Genomic DNA, 24,181 nt, shown 5'->3' with positions numbered 1-24,181 from the left:
CGTGCTCCTGCCCGAGTCAGTGCCGGTGTTCGTACCCGCCGGTCGGGACGGGGGCGGTGAGCATACCAAACGTTCGGTCAGCTCTTTCCTGGTGGGGCGGTGCGGGCGTTGCGCCTTCGACGGCCCGCCGCGGTGCCCGGGCGGGGCAGGCACGCCCGCCCGGGCACCGGGGCGGTGGATCACTTCAGGACGCCCGCGCCCGCACGGTGGGCGAGTGACGTGGGCAGACCCGCGGCTGAGGACTCCAGCCCCCTGGCGAGGGCGGGCTTCCACGTGACCTCGGGCTTGATCTTCTTCTTGTTCGCGGCGTTGTGGGCGGCGACGAGGTCGGTGACCGAGCCGTTGACCATGTTCCCGCTGCCCGCGAAGGCGCCCGTGCCGTCACCCGACAGGAGTTGGGAGGTCTTGCGGTCGGAGGAGAGCGTCCAGTGGTTGTTCTGCGCCACGATCTGGGCGCCGGCACGCGCGTTCACGCTGTAGCTGTGGGTGTAGCCGTTGCGCGGGGTGGTGTCGAAGTGGTTGTTGTAGAGGTGGATCTGTCCGACCCGGGCGAGCGGTGCGCGCTGCACGATGCCCTGGAAGACGTTGTGGTGCAGCGTGACACGGAGTTTCGTGTCCTTGTCACTGCTGCCGATGAGCATGGTCTTGTCGTGGTCGGCGAACCGGTTGTACGAGACGGTGACCAGGTCCGAGGCGTTGGTGATGTCGAGGGCTCCGTCGTGGACCTGGTACTCGCGGCCGAAGTGGCGCGGATTCGAGGCGTCGAAGTGGGGGCTGTCGGTGAACGTGTTGTGGTCGGCCCACACGTGGGTCGCCCCCCGCAGGGAGACGGCATCGTACGCGGAGTTCCAGTTGCCCTCGGAGCCGTCCGTAGGGTCCCACTGGGGGAAGCAGTCACGGGTGTCGGCGAAGGTCAGGTTGCGGATGATGACGTTGTCCGCCTTCTGCACCAGAAGACTGCCTCCGCTGATGCCCGCGTCGGTGCCGGGCACGCCGATGACGGTGGTGTTCGACGGCACGGTGATGCCCACCCGCTCGGCCTGCTTCGCCTGGGCCGCTGCCCGCGCGGACTCCTGCGCGCCGGACGGCAGCTTGGACCGTCCCCATACCGCGGGGTCGTAGGCCTTGAGGTAGGCGGCGAGCGTGTATCCCGTGCCCTTCGCGTAGTCGGCGCAGGTCAACGGGCGCCCCTGGTCGTCGGTGTTGGCGTCGATCCGGCCCTTCACCCGGATGATCCTCGGGGCGCCGGACGGGCCCGCGCGGAGCGCCTTGACCAGTTCTGCCCGCGTGGTGACGGTGATGTCGTGCTGGGCGTCGGCGGCCTGTCCGCCGGTGGTGCCGGAGCCGCTCGACGCCCAGCCGTCCTGGGCGGCCAGGCGGTCATGTGCGAGATCGACGGCACCCGCGTCGGCACGCGTGGCGAACGGCAGGACGCCGAGACCCGCCGCGGTGACGAGTCCCGTGGTGACCAGGGCGAGACGGCGACGGGCGGGGAAGCGGCGGTGTGAGGAAGGGGGCATCGGGTGGCGTTCCTTGTGCGGAGGTGGAGCGGAGTACTGCTCTGTCGCCCCTGAGTTGCCGCCGCACCCGCCGGAGTTGCCGGGGACGGCGGGAAAGTCGTGCGACGTGCGTCACACGGCTGTGACCGGGCCGTACGGAACCCGGGGGTTCCGTACGGCCCGCGCGTTCCTCATGGGCGCTGTGTCACAGCGCCGGGTGGGCGTTCTTCAGGAGCTCCTGGAACTGGGCCGGGAACCACTGGCCGGACAGGGGCGCGTCCGGCAGGGAACCCGACATGCTGTTGCCGTTGCGGGCGTTACCCGTGTAGGTCGGGTCACACATCCGGTCGAAGCCCTTGCCCTCGTCGTTCGGGATCTCCTTGCTCGCCCCGTCCGACTCGCCCGGCGGCTTCATCCACACGTACGCGTCGATGCCGGCGGCCGGCGCCGCCTGCGGCCTCTCACCGAGCCCCGCCCCCGCCTGGTTGCACCAGTTGCCGAGGTGGATGCGCCGGTCGTAGCGGCCGCCGTTGACGTAGGTGTCGACGCTGGTCGGCGCGCCGGGTCCGGTGGGCCGGGCCGTGCCGCCCCAGCCGTTGCGGGAGGTGTCGATCAGCATGCCGAGTCCCGGGTCGAACCCCAGGGAGACCAGCTTGGACCGCATGGCCTGGGCGTACGACAACTCGTCCGTGTACCGGTTCCAGTCGACCCATTTCGACTGGCGCACGGACGTGCCGTTGACGGAGTCCCCGATCCTGAAGTGGTCTTCCTTCAGGGCGCTGTAGTTGGCCGTGTTCACGATGAAGCCGTGCACCTTGGAGGGCGTGGAGCCTTCGGCGGTGGCCGCCTGCTTGAAGAGCTCCGCGGAGGCGCCGAAGTTGTCGTCCCAGCCGAGCCAGCCGTGGTGGCCCGCGTCCACGTAGTTGTACACGTTGGCGATCGAGCCCAGCTTGTTCAGTGCGTAGCCGACTCCCTTGACGTAGTTGCCGTTGTTCTTCATCACATCGCAGTCGGGGGTGGCCGTCGGGCGCCCCGAGACGTTGGTGACCAGGTTCGGCAGCGAGTCGATCTCGACCGTGGTGACGATCCGGAGCCCCGCGTACCGGGGGTCGGCGAGGATCGCGGCGACGGGGTCGATGTACTGCGTCTTGTACCTGTCGATCTCTGTGGGTCCCAGCTCGCCGTTGGAGGCGAGGGCGGCGCAGTCCCGTCCCGGCAGGTTGTAGATCACCAGTTGCACCACGAGTTCGCCGCTGCCCTTCTGTGCCAGAGCCGCGTCCAGGTGGGCGCGCAGGCCCATCCCGCCGTTCACGCCCTGGATGGCGGCGATGCGGTCCAGCCAGACGCCGGTCGGCTGGTTCGACACCCTGGTGCCGCCCGGCTCGGCGGCCGCCTTGGCGGACCACTCGGGGTTCACGTACACCTTGGCGCCGGCGTACGGGTTGTCGGCCTTGCTGCCGGAGGGCGGAGGGGTGGTGGGCGGCGTCGTCGGCGGAGTGGTCGGCGGCTCCGTCGGCACGGTGGTGCCGTTGCAGGTGACGCCGTTGAGCTTGAAGGCCGCGGGGACGGCGTTCGTGCCGCTGTACGAGCCGTTGAAGCCGAAGGACGTCGAAGCGCCCCTGGCTAAGGACCCGTTGTAGGAGACGTTCCTCGCGGTCACGGCCGTACCGGACTGGGTGATGGCGGCGTTCCAGCCCTGGACGACCTTCTGGTCGCCGCCGTAGGACCACTCGAGGGTCCAGGAGGCGACAGGATCACCGGTGTTGGTGACGGTCACATCGGCACCGAACCCGGCGTTCCACTGGCTGGTGACCCGGTAGTCGACGGTGCAGCCGGCGGAGGCCGCGCCGGCGGTGGTACCGAACAGGGTGGCGGAGGCGCCGGCGGCGGTGACGAGACTCATGGCCGCCAGCAGGGCGGTGCGGGTGGTCGTGTGGGGAAGCGTACGGCTCATTTCGTGGGGTGCCTTTCAGTTCAGGGCGCGCAGGCGGTCGCGCAGCCCGGTGCCGAATGCGGTGGGTGTGCCGTCGTACGAGGTGATCAGGGCCGGCCCGGAGTGACAGTTCCAGGTGTTCCAGGTCCAGCCGAGATACGAGAGGGCGCGGTCGTCGAACCACTTCATGACGCGGTCGATGAACGCGTGTCCGCAGGTGTTCTCACCGATCTCGCCCGCCACCAGGGGGACCTGGGCGGCGACCGGGGCGAGGGTCGACTGCCAACATGCTTCGCTGACACAGGCGTTGAAGTTGTACACGTGCCAGGCCGCGGCCAGATTGCCCGTCGGGTCGTCCGGGGCGTGGGCCAGCCACTGGCTCAGGTCGTTGGAGTACGCGATGCCGGGCACGAGGACGAGATTGCGGGCCCCGGCCGCACGGACCGCGTCCACCAGGTCCTGCATCCCGGCGACCTCGTAACCGATGCCCGCGCACGTGCCGCCGTCGCGCCAGCAGGACCAGGCCTGCCCGGCCGTGGGGGTCGCCCGGTCGGGGTACGGCTCGTTGAACAGGTCGAAGACGACCCGGCGGTCGTTCTTGAAGGTGTTCGCCACCGAGGTCCAGAACGCCGGGGCGTACTGGGCGTCCGGCATCGGCTTCTGGCAGGAGGCGTGGATGTCCGCGCACCCCGAGGAGTTGCCGGTGTACTGGCCGTACGTCCAGTGCAGCTCGACGACCGGGGTCATGCCGTGGGCGAGGACCCGGCTGACCAGGCCCTTGACGGCGTCGACGTAATGCGTGCCCCGGTACTCGGGCTTGATGTTGTCGAGGCCGAGCCAGCACTCCTCGTTGAGGGGGATGCGGACGGTGTTGGCCTTCCAGTCGGCGATGGCGCGCACCGAGGCGTCGTCGACGGGACCGTCGAAGATGCCGTGGCCCTGGACGCACATGAACTCGGCCCCGGACCGGTTGACGCCGAGGAGACGGCGGGTGGCGCCGTTCCGGTCGGTGAGGCGGTTTCCGGTGACGCTCAGTTCGGGCGCCCCGGAGACCGGGCCGGGGGGATCGGCCGGGCCGGTGGGTGTCGGCGTGGGGGTCGGGGTCGGGGTCGGGTGGGTGGGGTCCGGCACTGCGGTGCAGGCCGCGCCGTTGAGCGTGAACGTGGTGGGCGGGCTGTTGGAGCCCGTCCAGGAGGCGATGAAGCCGACGGTGACGCCGGCGCCCGTGCCGATCGTCCCGTTCCAGCTCTCGTTCACGGCTGTGGCGCGCGCCCCGGACCGGGACCACGTGGCACCCCAGCCCTGACTGATCTCCTGACCGTCGGAGAAATCGAAGCCGAGGCTCCAGCCGTGCAACATCGCACCGTTGTTGGTGACGGTGACGGACCCTTGGAAGCCGCCGGCCCAGGAGCCGACGACGGAGTACTGGACCGTGCAGGGGGGTGCGGCCGCTGCTCCTGAGGCCGTACCCGCCACGGCGAGGGCGGTGCTCGCCAAGGTGAGCAGCGCCGCGCCGAGCAACGCGGACAGACGCGGGGGGTGTCGCATGAGCGACTCCTTGCAGCGAGGGCGCGCTCTGTACGGCGCGCCGACTGACGGAATCGCTCCCACTGGTTGGGGCCAGACGGTAGCGCCAACTGACGCCCCGCGAAAGAGAAGTGGTCGAAATTCCTCAGCGGCACGCCTTCGTTCCTTCGAGCGTCTTGACGTCGTTGCGCCCGTGTCCGCACAGTGGGAGCGCTCCCACTGGTGCACAGCTCGTAGTTCACGCCCTACGCACGTCCCGCACGTCCCCGAGTCGCGAGGAGGTCCGCCTGCCCCGCCAGGCCGTTACGCCTGAACCCCGTCCGGGACGGATACGGGATGCAGGGTCGCATCCCCCGTGACCTGGATCCCGGTGCGCCCGCCGGGGGCTACGGGCGCCTGGCCTGGGACGCGCACGTCCACCGGCTCGTCCATTCCGTCGACGGCGACGGTGACCATGGCGTCGTGGCCGTAGAAACGGACGTCGGTCACCGTTCCCCGGGCTTCCGCCGCATCGGCGTCGCTCAGCCGCAGCTGCTCGGGCCGCAGCAGCACCATGCCCTCACCCCGCCCGCCGGGTTGGCGGTCCGTCAGCCTGACGCGGCCGAGCGCGGTGGTCGCCATACCCTTCTCCACGGTGCCGGACACGAGCACGGAGTCTCCGACGAAGGCGGCCACCCAGGGGTCGGCAGGGTGGTGGTAGACCTCCTGGGGGCTGGCGCACTGGGCGACGCGCCCGTCCCGGACCACCGCGACGAGGTCCGCGGTGGACAGCGCTTCCTGCTGGTCGTGGGTGACCATGACGGCGGTCGCTCCGGTGGCGCGCAGGGCCGCGCGTACGTCGGCCCGTACGCCGGTGCGCAGGGCGCTGTCCAGGGCGTTGAACGGCTCGTCGAGCAGCACGAGCTGCGGCCGCGGGGCCAGGGCGCGGGCGAGGGCGACACGCTGCTGCTGGCCGCCGGAGAGTTCGTGCGGCATCCGGTCGCCGTACCCCTCGAGCCCGACCAGGTCGAGCATCTCCCCGACGCGGGCCTTGCGCGCGGCCCCGTCCAGGCCGGTCAGGCCGAAGGCGATGTTGCGCCCCACGTCGAGATGCGGGAACAGCGCGCCTTCCTGGGGAACGATGCCGATGCGCCGCCGCTCGGGCGGCAGGTGGACGCCGGGGCCGGCCAGGGTGCGGCCGCCGATGGTGACGCTGCCCGCGTCGGCGCGCAGGAATCCGGCGATGATGCGCAGCAGGGTGGTCTTGCCGCAGCCGGAGGGGCCCAGGACGGCCGTCAGCGCGCCGCCGGGGACCGTGAGGTCGAGCCCGTCGAGGACGGTGGCTCCGGTCCCGTAGGCCTTGGTCATTCCCGTGATCTTCAAGTCGGTCATGTGCGGTGCCTTCCGAGGAGGTACGAGGGCACGGCGGCCAGCAGGATCAGCGCTGCGGCGTAGGGCGCCGCGGCGGCGAAGGATCCGGTTCCCGTCTCCGTCCAGAGCCGGGTGGCCAGGGTGTCCATGCCCGTGGGGCGCAGCAGGAGGGTCGCCGGCAGTTCCTTCATGCACACGACGAAGGTCAGGGCGGCTCCGGCGGCGACGCCGGGGGCCGCCAGGGGCACGGTCACCTCGCGCAGCACCCTCAGCGGAGAGCGGCCGAGCGAGCGGGCGACCTCCTCCAGCACCGGCGGGGACTGGAGGACGGCGGCGCGGGTGGCCCCCACCGCCACGGGCAGGAAGAGCACCGCGTACGCGCAGACCAGCAGGGGGAGTTCCTGGTAGAGCGGCTCGGCGTAGCGGACCGCGAAGAAGACCAGGGACAGTGCGACGGTGATGCCGGGCAGGGCGTGCCCGGCGTAGGCGGACTGCTCCAGGAGCTGTGCGGTGCGGCCGCGGTGGCGGGCGGCGATCACCCCGACGGGCAGCGCGAGGAGCGTGGTGAGGGCGGCACCCGCGGCCGCGACACCGAGGGTGGTACCGGCGGTGTCGAGGAGCCCGGCCGGATCCCAGGTCGCGGAGTTGCCCACGGCGAGCCAGTACCCGAGGGTGCCGAGCGGGGTGAGGACGGCGACGGCGGTGACCGCCGTGCACCATGCCAGGGCGGGTGCCCGCCACCGGCCGAGCGGCGCGGGAACGGCGGGGCGCGCGGTGCCGGCTCCCGTCCTGGCGTGGCCCGCGCGGCCGCGGGTGCGCGCCTCGGCGGCGACGAGCAGCACGGTCATCACCACCAGGACGACGCTCAGCGCGGCGGCCGGAGTGCGGTCGAAGCTGGCGCGGTAGGAGGTGTAGATGCCGCGGGTGAAGGTGTCGTACCGCATCAGGGAGACGGCACCGAAGTCGGAGAACACGTACAGCGCGACCAGTACGGAGCCCCCCGCGGCCGCGGGGCGCAGCTGCGGCAGTGTGACGCGCAGGAAGGTCTTCAGCGGTCCGTGGCCGAGGGAGCGGGAGACCTCCTCCTGTGCCGGATCGGTGCCGCGCAGCGCGGCCGTGACGGGCAGGTAGACGTACGGGAAGCTCACCAGGGTCAGGGCCAGCGCCGAACCGGTGAAGCCGACGAGGTCGGGGAAGGCGGACAGCCAGGCGAAGGCGGCGACGTAGCTGGGCACGGCCAGCGGCAGGGTCACCAGCACCGACCAGGCGCGGGCGCCGGGCAGCGCGGTGCGGACGGTCAGCCAGGCCAGCGAGACGCCCAGCAGCAGACAGGCGGTCACGACGACCGCGGCGAGGGTCAGGCTGCGGCCGAGCAGCTGGGCCGTGCGCTCGTCGGCGACGACGTCCCAGGCGAAGGCGGGGCCGCGCTCCAGGGAGCGGACCGCGAGGTAGCCGAGGGGCAGCAGCGCGAAGACCGCGGCGACGGCCGCGGGGATCAGCAGGACGGCCGGCGGGCGGGCCCCGGCACGCTGCCGCCCGGCCGGCGTGGAGACACCGGTCGGGCGGGCGGCCGGATCCGTGCGCGGGGCGGGATCCGTGGCGGACATGACGGCTCAGACCATCCCGGCGTCCTGGAGCATCTTCAGGGTCTCCTGAAGAGATTCGAGCTTGCCGAGGTCGATCTTCGGCGCGTCGAGAGAGGCCAGCGGCGGCAGGTCCTTGACCGTGCTGGTGACGCCGGCGGCCAGGGGGTACTCCTTGGTGTCGTCCGCGAAGTACTTCTGCGCCTTCTCGGAAAGGAGGAAATCGACGGCCTTCTGGGCGGCCGGCGTCTGGGAACTGCCCTTGACGAGGCCCACTCCGGCCACGTTGACGAGTGCGCCCGGGTCGCCGCCCGGCAGGAAATGGATCTTCGACTTGACCTTGGTCTCGCCCTTTTCGGCGACCTGCTCGTACCAGTAGTAGTGGTTGACGAGGCCGAGCGAGACCTCGCCCTTCCCGACGCCTTCGAGCACCTTCAGGTTGTTGTCGTAGACCTTCGGCTCGTTGGCCTTGAGTCCCCGCAGCCAGGCGCGGGTGGCGTCGTCGCCCTCGAGGACGCGCATGCCGGTGACGAAGGCCTGGAAGGAGGCGTTGGTCGGGACATAGCCGATCTTCCCCTTCCATTCCGGCTTGACCAGGTCGTGCACGCTGTCGGGAACCTTGGTGACCTGGCCCGGGTCGTAGGCGAGGACGCGCGCGCGCCCCGAGGTGCCCACCCAGTCGCCCGCGCCGCCGCGGAACGCCGGGTCGACCTTGTCGAGCGACTCCTGGGGCAGCTTCTCCAGCAGCCCCTTGGTGGACAGGGCACCGAGGGCGCCCGCGTCCTGGGAGAAGAACAGGGCGGCCTTGGTCTTCGCGCCCTCTTCCTGGATCTGGGCCGCGAGTTCGGCGCTTTCGCCGTAGCGGACGGCGACCGTGGTGCCGACGGCCTTCTCCAGTTCGTCCAGGAGCGGCTTGACCAGCTTCTCGTTGCGGCCCGAGTAGATGACGAGCCCGGCATCGTCCTCGTCGACGCCGCAGCCGGCGACAGCGGGGAGGAGGAGCGCTGCCGCGAAGAGCGCGGTCAGACGTCGGACAGAGGGGCGTCGCATGGGAAGCCTTTCCTGCATGTGCGGCGGAGAAGTTTTTACGCCCCATAACTAAGGTAAAGCTAACCTAAAGGTCAAGAGTGACGCAGACAACGTTTCGTCCGCGTCCGGACGGCGGCGGAGCCGACCCTACAGGTGTCCGACCAGTCGATCTTCAACGGGTCGAATGTGACTTTTCTGTGACTGTCCAATGAGGTAAGGCATTCCTAAGATTCGCACGTGATGCCCCCCTCCGCCCTACTCCCGGGTACCGAAACCGTCCCGTTCGCCCAGTCCCTCGGCGTCCACGGCGACCGCACCGCGTTCATCTCCGCCGACGGTGCGGTGACCTACCGCGAGCTCGCCTCGCGCGTGGACGCCACGGCGCGCCGCCTGGGCCGGGAGCGCCGGCTGATCCTGCTGAGCGGCGCCAACACCGTCGACGCGCTCGTCGTCCACCTGGCGGCCCTCGCGGCGGGCCATCCCGTGCTGCTCGTGCCCGGCGACCACCCCGAGGCTCTGCAGTCACTGATCGACGCGTACGACCCGGACGTCGTGGCCCACCCGGACGGCGGTCGGTGGGTGCTCGACGAGCGACGCCCGGTCTCCGCCCACACCCTGCACCCGGACCTCGCACTGCTGCTGAGCACCTCCGGCTCCACCGGGTCGCCCAAGCTCGTCCGGCTGTCGCACGAGAACCTGCAGTCCAATGCCGAGTCGATCGCCGAGTACCTGGACATACGGGACACGGACCGGGCCGCGACCACCCTGCCCCCGCACTACTGCTACGGCCTCTCCGTCATCCACAGCCACCTGTTGCGCGGCGCCGGGCTGATCCTCACCGACCTCTCGGTCGCCGACACCTGTTTCTGGGAACTGTTCCGCACCGGCCGCGGTACGACCTTCGCGGGCGTCCCGTACACCTTCGACCTGCTCGACCGGGTCGGCTTCGCCTCGATGGAACTGCCCCACCTGCGCTACGTGACCCAGGCGGGCGGGCGGCTGGCTCCCGACCGGGTCGAGCGGTACGCAGCGCTGGGCCGCGCCGCCGGCTGGGAGCTGTTCGTGATGTACGGCCAGACCGAGGCGACGGCCCGCATGGCCTACCTGCCCCCCGCCCTCGCCGAGACCCGCCCCGAAGCGGCCGGCATCGCCGTCCCCGGCGGCTCCTTCCGGCTCCAGCCACTGCCGGACTGGCCCGAGGAGGACACCGGCGAGCTGGTGTACGCGGGCCCCAACGTCATGCTCGGCTACGCGCACACCCCGCAGGACCTCGCGCTGGGCCGGACCACGGCGGAGCTGCACACCGGCGACATCGCGCGGCTCACCCCCGACGGGCTCTACGAGATCGTCGGGCGCCGCAGCCGCTTCTTGAAGATCCTCGGCCTGCGCATCGACCCCGCGCAGGTCGAGGCGATGCTCGCACGGCACGGCGTCACCGCCCTGTGCGCGGGTGACGACGAGGCCCTCGCCGTCGCCGCCACCGGTACGCACGCCTCCGACACCCGGCGGATCCGGGGGCTGGTGACCGAGGCGTGCGGCCTGCCGGCGCGCGCGGTACGGGTCGCCGTGCTGCCCGCACTCCCCCGCCTCACCACCGGGAAACCCGATTACCAGGCGGTCCGCGAACTGTGCCGTCCGGCCTCCGAAGGCCCGTCCGGGTCAGATCGGTCCGGTCCCGGCCGGGGCGCGGGCCCCGAGGACCTGCGCGCCCTCTACGCGGCGATCCTGGACAAACCCCTGGCGGAGGTGACGCGGGACAGCTCCTTCGTCGGCCTCGGGGGCGACTCGCTGTCGTACGTCGAGATGTCGCTCCACCTCGAGGAGCGGCTCGGTCATCTGCCGGCCGACTGGCACACGACCCCGATCCGGGACCTCAGGCCGCCGGAGCGCAGGCCCCCCTCGCACCGGCGCGCGTTGGAGACCGGCGTCGCCCTGCGCGCCATGGCGATCTTCTGCATCGTCGGTTCCCACATCCAGGTGTTCGGGATCAAGGGCGGGGCACACCTGCTGCTCGCGCTCGCGGGGTTCAACTTCGCACGCTTCCACCTGACCGGCGCCGAACGCCGCGAGCGCGTACGCCGGATCGGGATCAGCATCGCCCGCATCGCGGTGCCGAGCATGGCCTGGATCGGCTGCATGCTGCTCCTCAACGACGACTACACCTTGGCCAACCTCGCCCTGCTCGACAGCGTCTTCGGCCCCGAGGACAGCAAGACGGGCATGCAGTTCTGGTTCATCGAGGCGCTGGTCTACATCCTGGTGGCTACCGTCGCCGTGCTGGCCGTCCCCGCGGTGGACCGGGCCGAGCGGCGCTTCCCGTACGCCCTGCCCCTGATGATCGCGGCCGTGGGCCTGCTCACCCGCTACGACCTCCTCGGCCTCCCGGACCGTTCCCGGATCCCGGACGCGATCACGGTCTTCTGGCTGTTCGCGCTGGGCTGGGCGGCCGCGAAGGCCACCACTTCGCGCCAGCGGCTGCTGGTCACCGCCGCGGCGGTGGCAACGGTGCCCGGCTTCTTCCCCGGCGACCCCGGCCGGGAGGCGATCGTCATCGCCGCCTTCGCCCTCCTGGTGTGGGTCCCCACCCTGCCCAGCCGGGAGCGCGTCAACCGGCTGGCCGGTCTCCTGGCGACGAGCTCGCTCTACATCTACCTGACCCACTGGCAGATCTTTCCCCTCATCGAGGGGTTCTCCCGGCACCTGGCGTTCCTTGCCTCTCTCGTCTTCGGCATCGCCTACGCGGCGGCCGCCAACCGTCTGATGAGAACGCTGCGGTGGCCGCGGCGCGGCGACGCGTAACCGTCCGGGCCGTTCGCCCGGTCCGTCTCCCACCGCACGCGTCCACCCCGCGGCAGCCTCAGCGGTGAGCGCCCGAAGGTGAACGCACGGGCGCCGGGGCCCCCTGTCCCGCGTGCATACCGACCTCCGCCGCGCAGGCCGTTGCCGTCACTGTCCTCGACCGCACGCGCCCGTGGCGGCCGGGCATGGCTGCCGCAGACGCTGTGGCCTGTCCGTACCCAGCGCGGCCCAGATCAGGAACGCGCACGCACCCACCCCCAGCAGACCGACCGGAATCAGCACAGCGAGCAGCCATTCAGGCAGGACGTCCCCCCAGACACCTTCTCCGCACCCCGTCCAACCAGCATAAACGCCCCCACTGACACCGCCTCGGGACGAGTCCGCGCCTCGTCACGGGGGCTTCTGCATGCTCAGACGGCTGAGCCGAGGCCCACCACCTGCCCCGCTCCGGCGGTACCTGCGCGGCTGCAGAAGGGCCGGACCGAGCCGGACCGGGCCGGTCTGGTCAACAGCGGCCGACCACGGCTACGAGTCCCTCGGTACGGCCGTGCCCAGCGGGCGCATGCTGGCCGGCGCGGCCTGTACGGCAGTCGAAGAAGACGGCGCGGACGCGGGCCTCATCACGGCGATGCGCGCCACCGACATGTCCTCGGATGCCGGATCGGACGCGGCGGCTTGGGGCATGCTGGGGGTGCGCTCACGCGCTCTCCTTCGGTGGCAGGGGGCCGGTCGGTGTTACGCATTCACTTCACGACGGAAGACCTCGCCCGGACACGGGTGGCCGCGACGATCGGCGTCGCAGCGGAGGTCTACTACAGCCTGGAGCTGCTGAGAGAGAAGCGGGAGCTTCCTCACTTCCGCTCGTGGCGGTCAGCGGTCGCGGGCCGGATGGGTGCAGACACGCGCCCCTTGACGTCCCTGGTTCCGGTGCGCGGTCCCGGGCTTGATCTGCTGGCCCTGATGGGTGATGTGCCCTCTGTGGACCACGCCGTGGACAACCTGTTGCACGCCCCGGTGTCCCGGTTGCGACGCGAGTTCGAGGGTCTCGACTTCCACCCGGGGCACCTGCCATGGGCCAGGCGGGTGTCCGAGGGCGACCGCGATGCGCGGCGGGAGCTCGCCGAGGCCGTGCGCGCCTGCCATCGGCTGACCGTGGAGCCCTACTGGCATCGAGCGCGGTCCGAACTGGTCGTGCTGTCCTCCCGTTGCGCGAACCTGGTGTTGGAGGGAGGCGTCGATCTGCTGCTGCGTTCGATCTGCGCACCACTGGTCCGCTGGCGTCCGCCGGTGCTCGAAGCTCCCTACCCGCGCCGAGTCGAGGTGCGTCTCCAGGGCAGGGGACTGATCATCACGCCCACGGTCTTCGCGAAGCACCCGGTGAGCTTTCTGTGGGATCCGCTCGATACCGCCCAGCCACCCCGGCTGACCGTGCCGGCTCTCCGTCGGCCGTTGACCGGTACCGGCCCGGCGGAAGCGGACGGCTCCGCCGCGCGGAACCTGGAGTCTCTGCTCGGCCGCACGCGAGCCGCCGCTCTGCATGTGACAGCAGCAGGCTGCACGACGAGCGAACTGGCCCGCCGGCTCAACGTCACGGCCGCAGCGGCCAGTCAGCATGCGACCGTGCTGCGGAACACGGGGCTCATCACCACCAGCCGCCGAGGCAGGTCCGTGCTGCACCTCATCACCCCCCTCGGGCTGGCCCTGCTGCGGACCGGTGCCCTGACGGAACCGTGAGGCCCGGGGGCACCGCGGCGTCAGACCGGTGGGCGCAAGTGCCGCCCCGCCCGGGTGCCACCGGACACTCGTGCCGGGGTGCGCGAGGCGCATGCCTGCCGTCCCGCCCCCCTTTAAGCCGTGACTTAAGAGCTGGGCCGCAGGTGGCCGGCCCGCCCAGGATGTGAAGCGGCAACCGGCTCATCCCATCCTGGAGATCGCATGAAGACTCATCTCGCCGCCGCCGTCGGTTCCGTCGTGCTGACCGCGGGCACCTCGCTGGGCGTTCCCGCCGCCAGCGCGCAGAGCGCCGCCTACCCGACCAGCCCGGTCCATGTTCCATACGGGGCCAGCTACGTGGACGGCACCCTGACGTGGTACAACCGGTCGGTCGAATTCGATGGAACCCTCCGGGCCGTCGGCTGCCGCAGGGCGTGGTTCGGCACGTACGGTGCCTCTGGCAACGAGCTCGGCGCCAGGAGCACCAGCACCAAATGCAACGTGACGTATCCGATCAAGGATCTCGTCATCCCTGCGAATGTGGCCGGCGGGGCCGCGTATGTCATCGTCTGTGTCGACGATGCGAACGCGAAGCCACTCACGTGCGTGCGGTACGACCGGCCCTGACCCATCCGTCCGGGCGGCAAGCGACGTTACCGCTCCAGCCCCGGAGCGGAACAGCACGCGACGCCCCGGAAGCTCAACTCGCCGCCCAACGAGGCAGCGGTTCCCGCCATCGACGGCCAGGCCCCGTAAAGACAGCTGCCTGCCAGGGTTCGTGGGTACGAACCGTGGCATCGCGCCGCGGTCCCCGGCTCCGCCCCTCGCCGGGCCGAACCGAGTGCGCGCCCGCCCCGGACGGGCTTGCGCCGCCGGAGAGGTGGTTCCCTCGCGCCGGCCGGCCCACCTCGCAGGCTGCGGGGTGGGCCGCACCTTCAGTGTGCTGCCCGCTCCTGCAGCGTGATGCGCCAGGCCGGAAGCGGCTCCTCGCGTTCGGGTTCCGTGCGGTGGCCGCCGTGGGCGAAGAAGTCGGCGAGGGGCAGGATTCCCGCACCGACGGTGACGGCGTCGGGACCGAAGGTTCCGAGGTCGATGCGGACGTTGGCGGCCGGGTACGACAGGGCGTAGGAGGTGGCGTAGGACCGTACGGAGTCCAGGAAGCGGGTGCCGAGCTGCAGGCCGGCCCAGCCGCCGACGAGGATCCGTTCGGGCTGGAAGAGGTTGATCAGGTCGGAGAATCCCGCGCCGAGGTACTCGGCGGTCTCCTCCAGGACGGCCAGGGCCGTCGCGTCGGCCCTGGGAGCGGTGCCGTCGGGGCCCGGTGTCGGGTAGGCGGCGGCGAGCATCGCGGTCAGAGCGGTCTCCTCGTCGGTGTCGGACGGCGGGCGTCCACCGGCCTCGACCCAGCGCTCCAGCAGGGCCTCGGCCCCCGCGTACGCCTCCAGGCAGCCCTGGGCACCGCAGCGGCAGCGGCGCCCGCGGACACGCACGGTCAGGTGGCCCCACTCGATGGCACGGCCGGTCCGGCTGTCCTCGCTGACCACGCAGGCGCCGACACCGGAGCCGAAGAGCACGACGACTGCGTTGCGCGCTCCGCGGCCGGCGCCGAACCACATTTCGGCCTGGCCGAGTGTTTTGGCCCCGTTGTCGATGAAGTACGGGACGGTGTCGGGCAGCAGGTGGGAGTCGCGCAGCATCCGCTCCAGGGGGACGGCGTCCCAGCCGATGGTCTGGCCGTGGACGACGGTGCCGTCCGAGGTCCTGGCGACGATGCCGGGAACACCGATGCCGACGCCGAGGAGCCGCTCGGGTGCGATGCCGGCCCTGTGCAGGACCTCGGTGATGCCCTCGCGGAGGTGTCGCACGACGACGGCGACGTCGTAGCGGTCGACGCGGCGGGGCCCGGACGCCTCCAGAGGGCGCTCCACGCGTGCGATCTCGGTCAGGGTCAGGTCGAAGAGCTCGATGCGGATACGGGTCTCACCGACGTCCACGCCGATCATGTAGCCGCTGGCGGGGCTGACGCGGAGCAGAATGCGCGGGCGCCCGCCGGCCGACTCCACACTCCCGGCTTCCTCCACCAGGCCTTCGCTGACCAGCTCCGCGACCACGTTGCTGATCGACCCGGAGCTCAGCCCGGTGGCGGGGCCCAGCGAGAAGCGACTCAGAGGACCGTCGAAATACAACCGTTGCAGAACAGCGGATCGATTCTCCCGCCGCAGGTCACGCACTGTCCGACCGCTACTCACTCGCACTCTCACCCCTGTCGTGGATGCCCATACCTGCAAGATACCTGGGTGAACGCTCTTGACGAGCCCTTCGCTTGAGGTTTAACTCACATTCTAAATTAAGCCATGTGGTTTTGGGGGCGTCCCCTGCGGAACGAACGTCCGCCCCCGCCCCGCAGTCGGCATCCCGTTCCTTCCTGAAAGGCCCATGGAGCCATGCGCAGAATCAGAGTCGCAGCGGTCGGCGCCGTCACCCTCTCCCTCGTTCTCGGGGCGGCCGCCTGTGGTGGTGGCGGCTCCACGAGCGGGAGCGGGTCCAACGAGCAGCCGAAGACGCTGACCTACTGGGCCTCCAACCAGGGATCGAGCCTGGAGGTCGACAAGCAGGTCCTCCAGCCGGAGCTCGACAAGTTCGAGAAGCAGACGGGCATCAAGGTCAAGCTGGAGGTCGTGCCGTGGGGTGACCTCCTCAACCGCATCCTGACCGCGACCACCTCCGGTCAGGGCCCCGATGTCCTGAACATCGGAAACACCTGGAGCGCCTCACTGCAGGCCAGTGGCGCGCTGCTGCCCTGGGACGACAAGAACTTCGAGAAGATCGGCGGCAAGGACCGGTTCGTCGAGTCGGCGCTCGGCTCCACCGGCGCCCAGGGCCAGGACCCGGCCGCCGTCCCGCTGTACTCCATGTCCTACGCGCTCTACTACAACAAGAAGATGTTCGCCGACGCCGGCGTCACCAAGCCGCCGACCACCTGGGACGAGCTGACCGCCACCGGCAAGCAGCTGACCAAGGACGGCAAGGCCGGGTTCGGTGTCGAAGGCTCCAACCTTTCGAACAACATCCACCAGGTCTTCGTCCTGGGCAAGCAGCACGGCGCGGACTTCTTCACCGCGGACGGCAAGGCCGACTTCACTTCCGACGGCGCGGTCAAGGCCGTGAAGCAGTACGTCGACTTGATGGCCGACGCGCAGATCGTCGCCAAGGGCAACGCCGAGTACTCCCAGAACCAGTCGCTGAGCGACTTCGCCAAGGGCAAGACCGCCATGCTGCTGTGGCAGACCGCGTCGGCCACCTTCGCCGCGCAGGGCATGAAGGAGGAGGAGTGGGGTGTGGTCCCCGCGCCCGTGCAGTCCGGCGCGCCGGGACAGGGCACCTCCACCAACTCCATGGTCGCCGGCATCAACATGGCCGTCTTCAAGAACACCAAGAACATCGACGGCGCCACGAAGTTCGTGAACTTCATGACCGGTGACGAGGAGCAGAAGATCCTCAACAAGGCCTACGGCTCCATCCCGCCGGTGAAGTCCGCGCAGGCGGACCCCGCGTTCAACACCCCCGGTCTCGCGGTCCTGCGCGACACCCTCGCCAAGAGCGCCGCCGCCCTCCCGCAGGTCCCCGAGGAGTCGCAGTTCGAGACGGTGGTGGGCACCGCGGTCAAGGAGCTCTTCGCCGACGCGGCGGCCGGCCGGCCGGTGACGCCGGAGTCGGTGAAGGCCAAGCTCGAGAAGGCCCAGCAGCAGATGCCCAAGAAGTAGGCACGGACATCTGATGACCACCACCGCGCCCCCTCGTACGGGCCGGCGGACGGTACGGAAGAACCACCCCGGAGCGGCGCCCCGCACACGCCGCTCCGGGCGGCTCCGCCGCATCTCCCTTCCGTACCTCCTCCTGCTCCCCGCACTCGTCCTCGAGATCCTGGTCCACCTGGCGCCCATGCTCATCGGCATCGTCGTCAGCTTCAAGGAGCTCACCCAGTTCTACCTCCGCGACTGGGGCAGCGCGCCCTGGGCCGGCCTGGACAACTACTCCCTGACCGTCGACTTCGACGCACCGGTCGGCGAGGCACTGCTGAGCTCCTTCTTCACCACGTGCCTGTTCACCTTCTCCTCCGTGGGCCTGTGCTGGCTGATCGGCACAGCGGCCGCGATCTTCATGCAGGAGACGTTCAAGGGCCGGGGCATTCTGCGCACCATCTTCCTGGTGCCGTACGCGCTGCCCGTCTACGCCGCCGTCATCACGTGGGCCTTCATGTTCCAGCGCGACAACGGCCTCGTGAACCACGTCATCCACGACCAGCTCGGCCTCACCGACAGCCCGCCGTTCTGGCTCATCGGCGACAACAGCTTCATCACCCTGCTGATCGTCTCGGTCTGGAAGGGCTGGCCCTTCGCCTTCCTCATCATGATGGCCGGCCTGCAGAACATCCCCCGCGAGATCTACGAGGCCGCAGCCCTGGACGGGGCGGGCGTCTGGCAGCAGATCCGCCGCATCACGCTCCCCTCGCTGCGCCCGGTCAACCAGGTTCTGATCCTGGTGCTGTTCCTGTGGACGTTCAACGACTTCAACACGCCGTTCGTCCTCTTCGGGAAATCGGCGCCGGCCTCGGCCGACCTCATCTCCCTCCACATCTACCAGTCCTCGTTCCAGACCTGGAACTTCGGAACCGGTTCCGCGATGTCCGTCCTGCTGCTGCTGTTCCTCCTCGTCGTGACCGGCCTCTACCTCCTGTTCACCTCCCGAGGAAGGAGCGCCACCGATGCCTGAGCACAGTCACATGGTGCGGTCCCGGTCCCCCATGGCGCCCCCCAAGTCGTTCCTCGTGAGCCGGCTGGTGTTCCTGACGCTCCTGACCGGCTTCGTCCTGCTGCCGGTGTACGTCATGATCTCCAGTTCGCTGAAGCCGCTGCAGGACGTGTCGGGGAAGTTCCAGTGGATCCCCTCGGGCCTGACCGTCCAGCCGTACTTCGACATCTGGAAGACCGTCCCCCTCGGCGACTACTTCATGAACTCGCTGATCGTGGCCGGTTCGGCGACCGTCTTCTCCGTCGTGATCGCGATCTTCGCGGCCTACGCCGTCAGCCGCTACTCCTTCCGGGGCAAGCGCGTCTTCACCGTCACGGTGCTGTCGACGCAGATGTTCCCCGGCATCCTCTTCCTGCTGCCGCTCTTCCTCATCTACGTCAACATCGGCAACGTCACCGGGATCGCGCTGTTCGGCTCACGCGCCGGGCTGATCCTCACCTACCTGACGTTCTCGCTGCCGTTCTCGATCTGGATGCTGATCGGCTACTTCGACTCGGTCCCCAGGGACCTGGACGAGGCCGCCAAGGTCGACGGCTGCGGCCCCATCGGCGCGCTCTTCCGCGTCATCGTGCCCGCCGCGATCCCCGGCATCGTCGCCGTCGCCGTCTACGCCTTCATGACGGCCTGGGGCGAAGTGCTGTTCGCTTCGGTCATGACCAACGACGCCACCCGCACCCTCGCGGTGGGCCTGCAGGGCTACTCGACGCAGAACGACGTGTACTGGAACCAGGTCATGGCCGCCTCGCTCGTCGTGAGCCTGCCCGTCGTCGGCGGCTTCCTCCTCCTCCAGCGCTATCTCGTCACCGGGCTGACCGCCGGCGCGGTCAAGTAGCCCCCTCCTCCCATTGATCTCCGAAAGGTCTGCTGTGTCGGATTCCATTGACCTCGGCGCCTTCCCCCAGGACTTCGCCTGGGGCACGGCCACTTCCGCGTACCAGATAGAGGGGGCCGTCAAGGAGGACGGCCGCGGCCCCTCCATCTGGGACGCGTTCTCGCACACCCCCGGCAAGGTCGACAACGGCGACACCGGTGACGAGGCCTGCGACCACTACCACCGCTGGCCGCAAGACATCTCCCTCATGAAGCAGTTGGGCACCAACGCCTACCGCATGTCGATCGCCTGGCCGCGGATCGTCCCCGACGGCTCCGGACCGGTCAACGCCCGGGGCCTCGACTTCTATGACAAGGTGATCGACGGGCTCCTGGAAGCCGGCATCACCCCCTCGGTGACCCTCTACCACTGGGACCTTCCCCAGGCCCTGCAGGACCGCGGCGGCTGGACCGTCCGCGAGACCGCCGAACACCTCGCCACCTACACCACCGCCGTCGCGGAGCGCCTGGGCGACCGCGTCACCCAGTGGGCCACCCTCAACGAGCCGCTCTGCTCCGGCTGGATCGGCCACCTCGAAGGCCGCATGGCCCCCGGCCTGACCGACCTGACCGCCGCCGTCCGCGCCTCCTACCACCTCCTGCTGGGCCACGGCCTGGCCGCCCAGGCCCTCCGTGCCGCAGCACCCGGCGCGCAGATCGGCCTGGTCACCAACCACTCCACGGTGGTCCCCGCCACGGACCACCCCGAGGATGTCGCCGCCGCCGCCCGCATGGACGGACACACCAACCGCTGGTGGCTCGACCCCGTCTACGGACGCGGCTTCCCCACCGACATGCAGGCCCTGTACGGCGTGGAGCTGCCCGAGCGCCCGGGCGACCTGGACACCATCGCCGCGCCCCTCGACTGGCACGGCCTCAACTACTACTTCCCCGCCACCGTCGCCAACGACGCCACGGGCCCGGTCCCCTTCGCCCGCGAGGTCCGCCTCCCGGACGTACCGCGCACCGGCCTGGACTGGCAGATCGACGCGGGCGGCATCGAGTCCCTGCTGCTGCGCCTCACCGACGACTACGGCGTGCGCAAGCTCTACGTCACCGAGAACGGCTCCGCGTTCCCCGACACCGTCGGCCCCGACGGGGCGGTCGACGACCCCGGGCGCACCGCCTACCTCGAGCAGCACCTGGCAGCCTGTGCCCGCGCCGTCCGCCGGGGCGCTCCGCTGGCCGGTTACTACGCCTGGTCCCTGTTGGACAACTTCGAGTGGGCCTACGGCTACGACAAGCGGTTCGGCCTCGTCCACGTCGACTACACGACCCAGCAGCGCACCGTGAAGACCAGCGGCCGCCGCTACGCGGACATCGTCCGCAGCCACCGCCGGCTCCACGCGTAGACCGGCAGCTGCCCGGCCCCTGACTGGTTCTCGTCCCCGCCCAGCGCCCTCCCGGCTCCCCACGGGAGGGTCGCCGCGCGTCCGGGTTCAACCGGGCCCCCGTACGGCCTGCACGTGTCCGGGCAGGCCCCTCCCACCGCTGGGCGAACCGGGTCAGGCCGAATCGCGTACGACCAGCTCGGCCCCGAAGACGATCGAGGCGGGTTCCGTGCGTGTGCCCTGGATGTGCTCCGACAAGAGGCGCGCCATTTCCGCGGCCATCTTCTCCACGGGCTGGCGGACCGTGGTCAGCGCAGGTCGGCACGTCGCGGCCACACTCGAGTCGTCGAAGCCGACGACAGCGACATCCTGAGGCACCCGTTTGCCCTGTTCGCGCAGGACCTGGCACGCGCCCTGGGCCATCAGGTCGTTCGCGGCGAACACTCCGTCCACGTCCGGATGCTCGATCAGCAGTCGGGCCATGGCAGCCGAGCCGCTGTCCACCGTGAAGGTTCCCTCGGCGACGGGAACCTCGGTGATCCCCGCCGAGGCCAGAGCCGCACGGAACCCGTCGAGCCTGTCCTTGGCCGCCAGGATCGACTGGGGGGCGGAAATCGTCGCGATCCGCCGGCAGCCGCGGGCCAGGAGGTGTTCGGCGGCCAGCCGGCTTCCGTCGGCGTGGGCAAGATCGACGTAGCTGACCGCTTGCTCGCGATCCGGGCGGGCGAAGAGCACCACCGGGATCCGCGCGGCGACGAGCATCGCGGGCAGGGGATCGCCGGCCTGGATGGACACGACCAGGGCACCGTCCACGGTGCCCTGGCTCAGATAGTCCACCGCCTGTTCCCTGGCGGCCTCGGACTCGGCGACCAGGATGACCGGGTGCATCGCGTGCGCCCGCAGGTACCCCACGACCCCGCTGACCACCCGCCCGAAGAACGGGTCGGCGAAGACGCGCGAGGCGAAGGTGTCCCCGGCGCCGGAGATGATCAGCGCGACCGTTTCCGTCCGTTGGGTCACCAGGGACCGTGCGGCCCGGTTGGGCCTGTACCCCGTCTGTTCGACCGCTTGACGGACGAGTTCCTGAATGTCGGGGTCGACGTTGCGGATCCCGTTGACCACCCGCGACACCGTCGCCCGGGACACCCCGGCCTCGCGTGCCACGTCCTCCAGCGTCGGCCCCCGTCTGCTCATACCCGGAACCCTAACGCGCCGCCTCGTCACGGTGGCCCGGCCCTGCGGTGCGGGTGTCCGGATGTCCGGATGTCCGCCGTACGGGATCGACAGCCATCCCTCGCAGAACCAACCTACGCCGCCAACTTCCCCTCTGTGAAGGAATGGTGACGATCCATGAGACGCACCCCACCCGCCCACCCCCTTCCACCTCGGAACTTAATGAAAGACGAAAGAAAAGAACGTCACGGTCCTTGACCGGCCAATTGCGTGACGGGCAAGGTCTGGAGAGCGCTCTCCCGTTCCAGGCTCGTCAAAGGAGCACCCATGCCTACTGGCATATCCGTCGGCGCATCGCCGCGCAGACGTCGTCCCGCAGTAACCCGAAGGGGGATCGCCGGGGCCGTCACCACCGCCCTCTTCGGCACCCTGCTCGCGCTGGCACCTCCGGCCCCCGCCGCACCGGCCGAGTCGGAACTGCTCTCCCAGGGCAAGGCGGTGACGGCCTCCAGCCAGGAGCACTACGGCACCCCGGCCACCGACGCCGTCGACGGCGACAACGGTTCCCGGTGGGCCAGCGCGGCCTCCGACGCCCAGTGGCTGCAGGTCGACCTCGGGGCCACGGCCGAACTCTCCAAGGTCGTGCTCCGCTGGGAGGCCGCCTACGCCAAGGCCTACCGGATCGAACTGTCGACCGACGGCACCCACTGGACCACGGCCCACTCCACGACCACCGGCGCCGGCGGCACCGAGACCGTGAACCTGACGGGCACCGCCCGCCACGTCCGGATGCAGGGCGTCACCCGCGCCACCGGATACGGCTACTCACTGTGGGAGTTCCAGGTGTTCGGCGCCGGCGGCGGAGGCCCCGTCCTGCCCGGCGGCGGTGACCTCGGCCCCAACGTGCACGTCGTGGACCCGTCCACCCCCGGCATCCAGGCCGAGCTGGACCGGGTCTTCCGGGAGCAGGAGTCGGCCCAGTTCGGTTCCGGCCGGCACGCCTTCCTCTTCAAGCCCGGTACGTACGACAACCTCAATGCGCAGGTCGGCTTCTACACCCAGATCGCCGGTCTCGGGCTGCGCCCGGGCGACACCGTCATCAACGGTGACGTGAGGGTCGATGCGGGCTGGTTCAACGGCAACGCGACCCAGAACTTCTGGCGCGGTGCGGAGGGTCTGACCGTCAACCCGGTCAGCGGCACCAACCGGTGGGCGGTCTCGCAGGCGTCCTCCTTCCGCCGCATGCACGTCAAGGGCGGGCTCAACCTGGCGCCGAACGGATACGGCTGGGCGAGCGGTGGCTACATCGCCGACTCCAAGGTCGATGGCCAGGTCGGCAACTACTCGCAGCAGCAGTGGTACACCCGGGACAGCTCCATCGGCGGCTGGTCCAACAGCGTCTGGAACCAGACCTTCTCGGGTGTCGAGGGCGCTCCGGCCAACGCGTTCCCCGAGCCCCGTTACACCACGCTCGACACCACGCCCCTCTCCCGCGAGAAGCCCTATCTCTACGTCGACGGCAACGAGTACAAGGTGTTCGCGCCGGCCAAGCGCGTGAACGCCCGCGGCACCAGCTGGGCCACCGGCACCCCGCAGGGCGAGTCCGTCCCGCTCAGCAAGTTCTACGTGGTCAAGCCCGGCACCACCGCCGCCACGATCAACCAGGCGCTGGCTCAGGGCCTGCACCTGCTGTTCACGCCCGGCGTGTACCACGTCGACCAGACCATCAACGTGAACCGCGCGAACACCATCGTGCTCGGCCTCGGCCTCGCCACGATCATCCCGGACAACGGCGTCACCGCGATGAAGGTCGCGGACGTCGACGGTGTCCGCCTCGCCGGCTTCCTGATCGACGCCGGACCGGTCAACTCCCCGACCCTGCTGGAGCTCGGACCGCAGAACTCCTCCGCCGACCATGCCGCCAACCCCACCACCGTGCAGGACGTCTACATCCGCGTCGGTGGCGCCGGCCCGGGCAAGGCCACCACCAGCATGGTCGTGAACAGCGACGACGCCGTCATCGACCACACCTGGGTCTGGCGTGCCGACCACGGTGAGGGCGTGGGGTGGGAGACCAACCGAGCCGACTACGGCGTCCGCGTCAGCGGCGACGACGTCCTGGCCACCGGCTTGTTCGTCGAGCACTTCAACAAGTACGACGTCGAGTGGTACGGCGAGCGCGGCCGCACGGTCTTCTACCAGAACGAGAAGGCGTACGACGCCCCCGACCAGGCCGCCATCCAGAACGGCAGCACCCGCGGATACGCCGCCTACCGGGTGGACGACTCCGTCAACACCCACGAAGCCTGGGGCCTTGGCTCCTACAGCAACTACAACGTCGATCCGACGATCATCCAGGACCACGGATTCCGGGCCCCGGTCAAGCCGGGAGTGAAGTTCCACAGCCTGCTCACCGTCTCGCTCGGCGGCAACGGCCACTACGCCCACGTCATCAACGACACCGGGCCCTCCACCGTCCCGGCCGGCACCTCGACCGTTCCCTCCACCGTGGTCTCCTTCCCCTGAGTCCGCTTCCTCCCCACCGGCTCCGCTCACCCGTCG

Annotated in this window: 16 protein-coding genes; 8 read left to right on the top strand and 8 right to left on the bottom strand. The window is 70.2% G+C overall.

Annotated elements, in window-relative coordinates:
• Positions 1-179: 179 nt before the first annotated feature.
• The 6 genes from ACFWUZ_RS03035 to ACFWUZ_RS03010 all read right to left on the bottom strand — a co-directional run bounded on the left by ACFWUZ_RS03035 (position 180) and on the right by ACFWUZ_RS03010 (position 8,942).
• The gene (locus tag ACFWUZ_RS03035) at positions 180-1,520 is read right to left on the bottom strand and encodes a polysaccharide lyase family 1 protein (protein WP_384365965.1); all 1,341 of its coding nucleotides are present in this window, start codon (positions 1,518-1,520) and stop codon (positions 180-182) included.
• A 184-nt stretch (positions 1,521-1,704) separates the two neighbouring features.
• Complete coding sequence (locus tag ACFWUZ_RS03030) at positions 1,705-3,453, bottom strand: glycoside hydrolase family 6 protein (protein ID WP_384365962.1); 1,749 nt, start codon at positions 3,451-3,453, stop codon at positions 1,705-1,707.
• Positions 3,454-3,468: 15 nt separating this feature from the next.
• Positions 3,469-4,980 (bottom strand): cellulase family glycosylhydrolase, encoded by a 1,512-nt coding sequence (locus ACFWUZ_RS03025; RefSeq protein ID WP_384365959.1) that lies wholly within the window; start codon positions 4,978-4,980, stop codon positions 3,469-3,471.
• A gap of 282 nt (positions 4,981-5,262) precedes the next feature.
• Positions 5,263-6,330 (bottom strand): ABC transporter ATP-binding protein, encoded by a 1,068-nt coding sequence (locus ACFWUZ_RS03020; protein WP_384365956.1) that lies wholly within the window; start codon positions 6,328-6,330, stop codon positions 5,263-5,265.
• Entirely contained in the window at positions 6,327-7,916 is a 1,590-nt protein-coding gene (locus tag ACFWUZ_RS03015) for an ABC transporter permease (protein WP_384365953.1), read from the bottom strand. Before ACFWUZ_RS03015 ends, ACFWUZ_RS03020 begins: the two co-directional genes overlap by 4 nt.
• 6 nt (positions 7,917-7,922) lie before the next feature.
• Positions 7,923-8,942: an iron ABC transporter substrate-binding protein gene (locus ACFWUZ_RS03010; protein ID WP_384365950.1), complete on the bottom strand. Its 1,020-nt coding sequence runs from the start codon at positions 8,940-8,942 to the stop codon at positions 7,923-7,925.
• Between the two features lie 219 nt (positions 8,943-9,161).
• Here ACFWUZ_RS03010 and ACFWUZ_RS03005 point away from each other — a divergent pair, with 219 nt between their 5' ends.
• From ACFWUZ_RS03005 to ACFWUZ_RS02995, 3 genes are all read left to right on the top strand, one after another.
• The gene (locus ACFWUZ_RS03005) at positions 9,162-11,720 is read left to right on the top strand and encodes an AMP-binding protein (protein ID WP_384366334.1); all 2,559 of its coding nucleotides are present in this window, start codon (positions 9,162-9,164) and stop codon (positions 11,718-11,720) included.
• A gap of 732 nt (positions 11,721-12,452) precedes the next feature.
• Positions 12,453-13,454, top strand: coding sequence for an ArsR/SmtB family transcription factor (locus ACFWUZ_RS03000; RefSeq protein ID WP_384365947.1), 1,002 nt, complete (start codon positions 12,453-12,455; stop codon positions 13,452-13,454).
• A gap of 201 nt (positions 13,455-13,655) precedes the next feature.
• Complete coding sequence (locus ACFWUZ_RS02995) at positions 13,656-14,060, top strand: hypothetical protein (protein ID WP_384365944.1); 405 nt, start codon at positions 13,656-13,658, stop codon at positions 14,058-14,060.
• Positions 14,061-14,368: 308 nt separating this feature from the next.
• Here ACFWUZ_RS02995 and ACFWUZ_RS02990 read toward each other — a convergent pair whose 3' ends face one another.
• Positions 14,369-15,688 carry an ROK family protein gene (locus tag ACFWUZ_RS02990; RefSeq protein ID WP_384365941.1) on the bottom strand — a complete coding sequence of 440 codons (1,320 nt, stop codon included), beginning with the start codon at positions 15,686-15,688 and terminating at the stop codon, positions 14,369-14,371.
• Between the two features lie 189 nt (positions 15,689-15,877).
• Between ACFWUZ_RS02990 and ACFWUZ_RS02985 the strand changes: the two genes are divergently transcribed.
• Genes ACFWUZ_RS02985 through ACFWUZ_RS02970 form a run of 4 tightly spaced genes read left to right on the top strand, consistent with a single transcriptional unit; the run spans position 15,878 to position 20,467 of the window.
• Positions 15,878-17,197 (top strand): ABC transporter substrate-binding protein, encoded by a 1,320-nt coding sequence (locus tag ACFWUZ_RS02985; RefSeq protein WP_384365938.1) that lies wholly within the window; start codon positions 15,878-15,880, stop codon positions 17,195-17,197.
• A 13-nt stretch (positions 17,198-17,210) separates the two neighbouring features.
• Complete coding sequence (locus ACFWUZ_RS02980) at positions 17,211-18,206, top strand: carbohydrate ABC transporter permease (protein ID WP_384365935.1); 996 nt, start codon at positions 17,211-17,213, stop codon at positions 18,204-18,206.
• A 31-nt stretch (positions 18,207-18,237) separates the two neighbouring features.
• Complete coding sequence (locus ACFWUZ_RS02975; protein ID WP_384366331.1) at positions 18,238-19,077, top strand: carbohydrate ABC transporter permease; 840 nt, start codon at positions 18,238-18,240, stop codon at positions 19,075-19,077.
• Positions 19,078-19,111: 34 nt separating this feature from the next.
• On the top strand, positions 19,112-20,467 hold the full coding sequence (locus ACFWUZ_RS02970; protein ID WP_384365932.1) for a GH1 family beta-glucosidase: 1,356 nt from the start codon (positions 19,112-19,114) through the stop codon (positions 20,465-20,467).
• A 153-nt stretch (positions 20,468-20,620) separates the two neighbouring features.
• On the opposite strand, the gene ACFWUZ_RS02965 is transcribed toward ACFWUZ_RS02970, so the two are convergent.
• Positions 20,621-21,640, bottom strand: coding sequence for a LacI family DNA-binding transcriptional regulator (locus tag ACFWUZ_RS02965; protein ID WP_384365929.1), 1,020 nt, complete (start codon positions 21,638-21,640; stop codon positions 20,621-20,623).
• Positions 21,641-21,946: 306 nt separating this feature from the next.
• On the opposite strand from ACFWUZ_RS02965, the gene ACFWUZ_RS02960 reads away from it, so the two are divergent.
• Positions 21,947-24,145 (top strand): discoidin domain-containing protein, encoded by a 2,199-nt coding sequence (locus tag ACFWUZ_RS02960; protein ID WP_384365926.1) that lies wholly within the window; start codon positions 21,947-21,949, stop codon positions 24,143-24,145.
• Positions 24,146-24,181: the final 36 nt, after the last annotated feature.

The sequence above is a fragment of the Streptomyces sp. NPDC058646 genome, assembly GCF_042716875.1.
GTDB lineage: Bacteria > Actinomycetota > Actinomycetes > Streptomycetales > Streptomycetaceae > Streptomyces.
The sequence above is the reverse complement of the archived record's forward strand: the minus strand, read 5'-3'. Positions and strand labels throughout refer to the sequence as shown.

What these genes read in the sequence shown, in the direction of transcription:
- ACFWUZ_RS02975 (WP_384366331.1), top strand. Translation starts at nt 18,238, where the DNA reads ATGGCGCCCCCCAAGTCGTTCCTCGTGAGCCGGCTGGTGTTCCTGACG.
- ACFWUZ_RS03020 (WP_384365956.1), bottom strand. Translation starts at nt 6,330, where the DNA reads ATGACCGACTTGAAGATCACGGGAATGACCAAGGCCTACGGGACCGGA.
- ACFWUZ_RS02965 (WP_384365929.1), bottom strand. Translation starts at nt 21,640, where the DNA reads ATGAGCAGACGGGGGCCGACGCTGGAGGACGTGGCACGCGAGGCCGGG.
- ACFWUZ_RS03035 (WP_384365965.1), bottom strand. Translation starts at nt 1,520, where the DNA reads ATGCCCCCTTCCTCACACCGCCGCTTCCCCGCCCGTCGCCGTCTCGCC.
- ACFWUZ_RS02985 (WP_384365938.1), top strand. Translation starts at nt 15,878, where the DNA reads ATGCGCAGAATCAGAGTCGCAGCGGTCGGCGCCGTCACCCTCTCCCTC.
- ACFWUZ_RS03015 (WP_384365953.1), bottom strand. Translation starts at nt 7,916, where the DNA reads ATGTCCGCCACGGATCCCGCCCCGCGCACGGATCCGGCCGCCCGCCCG.
- ACFWUZ_RS03025 (WP_384365959.1), bottom strand. Translation starts at nt 4,980, where the DNA reads ATGCGACACCCCCCGCGTCTGTCCGCGTTGCTCGGCGCGGCGCTGCTC.
- ACFWUZ_RS02980 (WP_384365935.1), top strand. Translation starts at nt 17,211, where the DNA reads ATGACCACCACCGCGCCCCCTCGTACGGGCCGGCGGACGGTACGGAAG.
- ACFWUZ_RS03005 (WP_384366334.1), top strand. Translation starts at nt 9,162, where the DNA reads ATGCCCCCCTCCGCCCTACTCCCGGGTACCGAAACCGTCCCGTTCGCC.
- ACFWUZ_RS03030 (WP_384365962.1), bottom strand. Translation starts at nt 3,453, where the DNA reads ATGAGCCGTACGCTTCCCCACACGACCACCCGCACCGCCCTGCTGGCG.
- ACFWUZ_RS03010 (WP_384365950.1), bottom strand. Translation starts at nt 8,942, where the DNA reads ATGCGACGCCCCTCTGTCCGACGTCTGACCGCGCTCTTCGCGGCAGCG.
- ACFWUZ_RS02995 (WP_384365944.1), top strand. Translation starts at nt 13,656, where the DNA reads ATGAAGACTCATCTCGCCGCCGCCGTCGGTTCCGTCGTGCTGACCGCG.
- ACFWUZ_RS02960 (WP_384365926.1), top strand. Translation starts at nt 21,947, where the DNA reads ATGCCTACTGGCATATCCGTCGGCGCATCGCCGCGCAGACGTCGTCCC.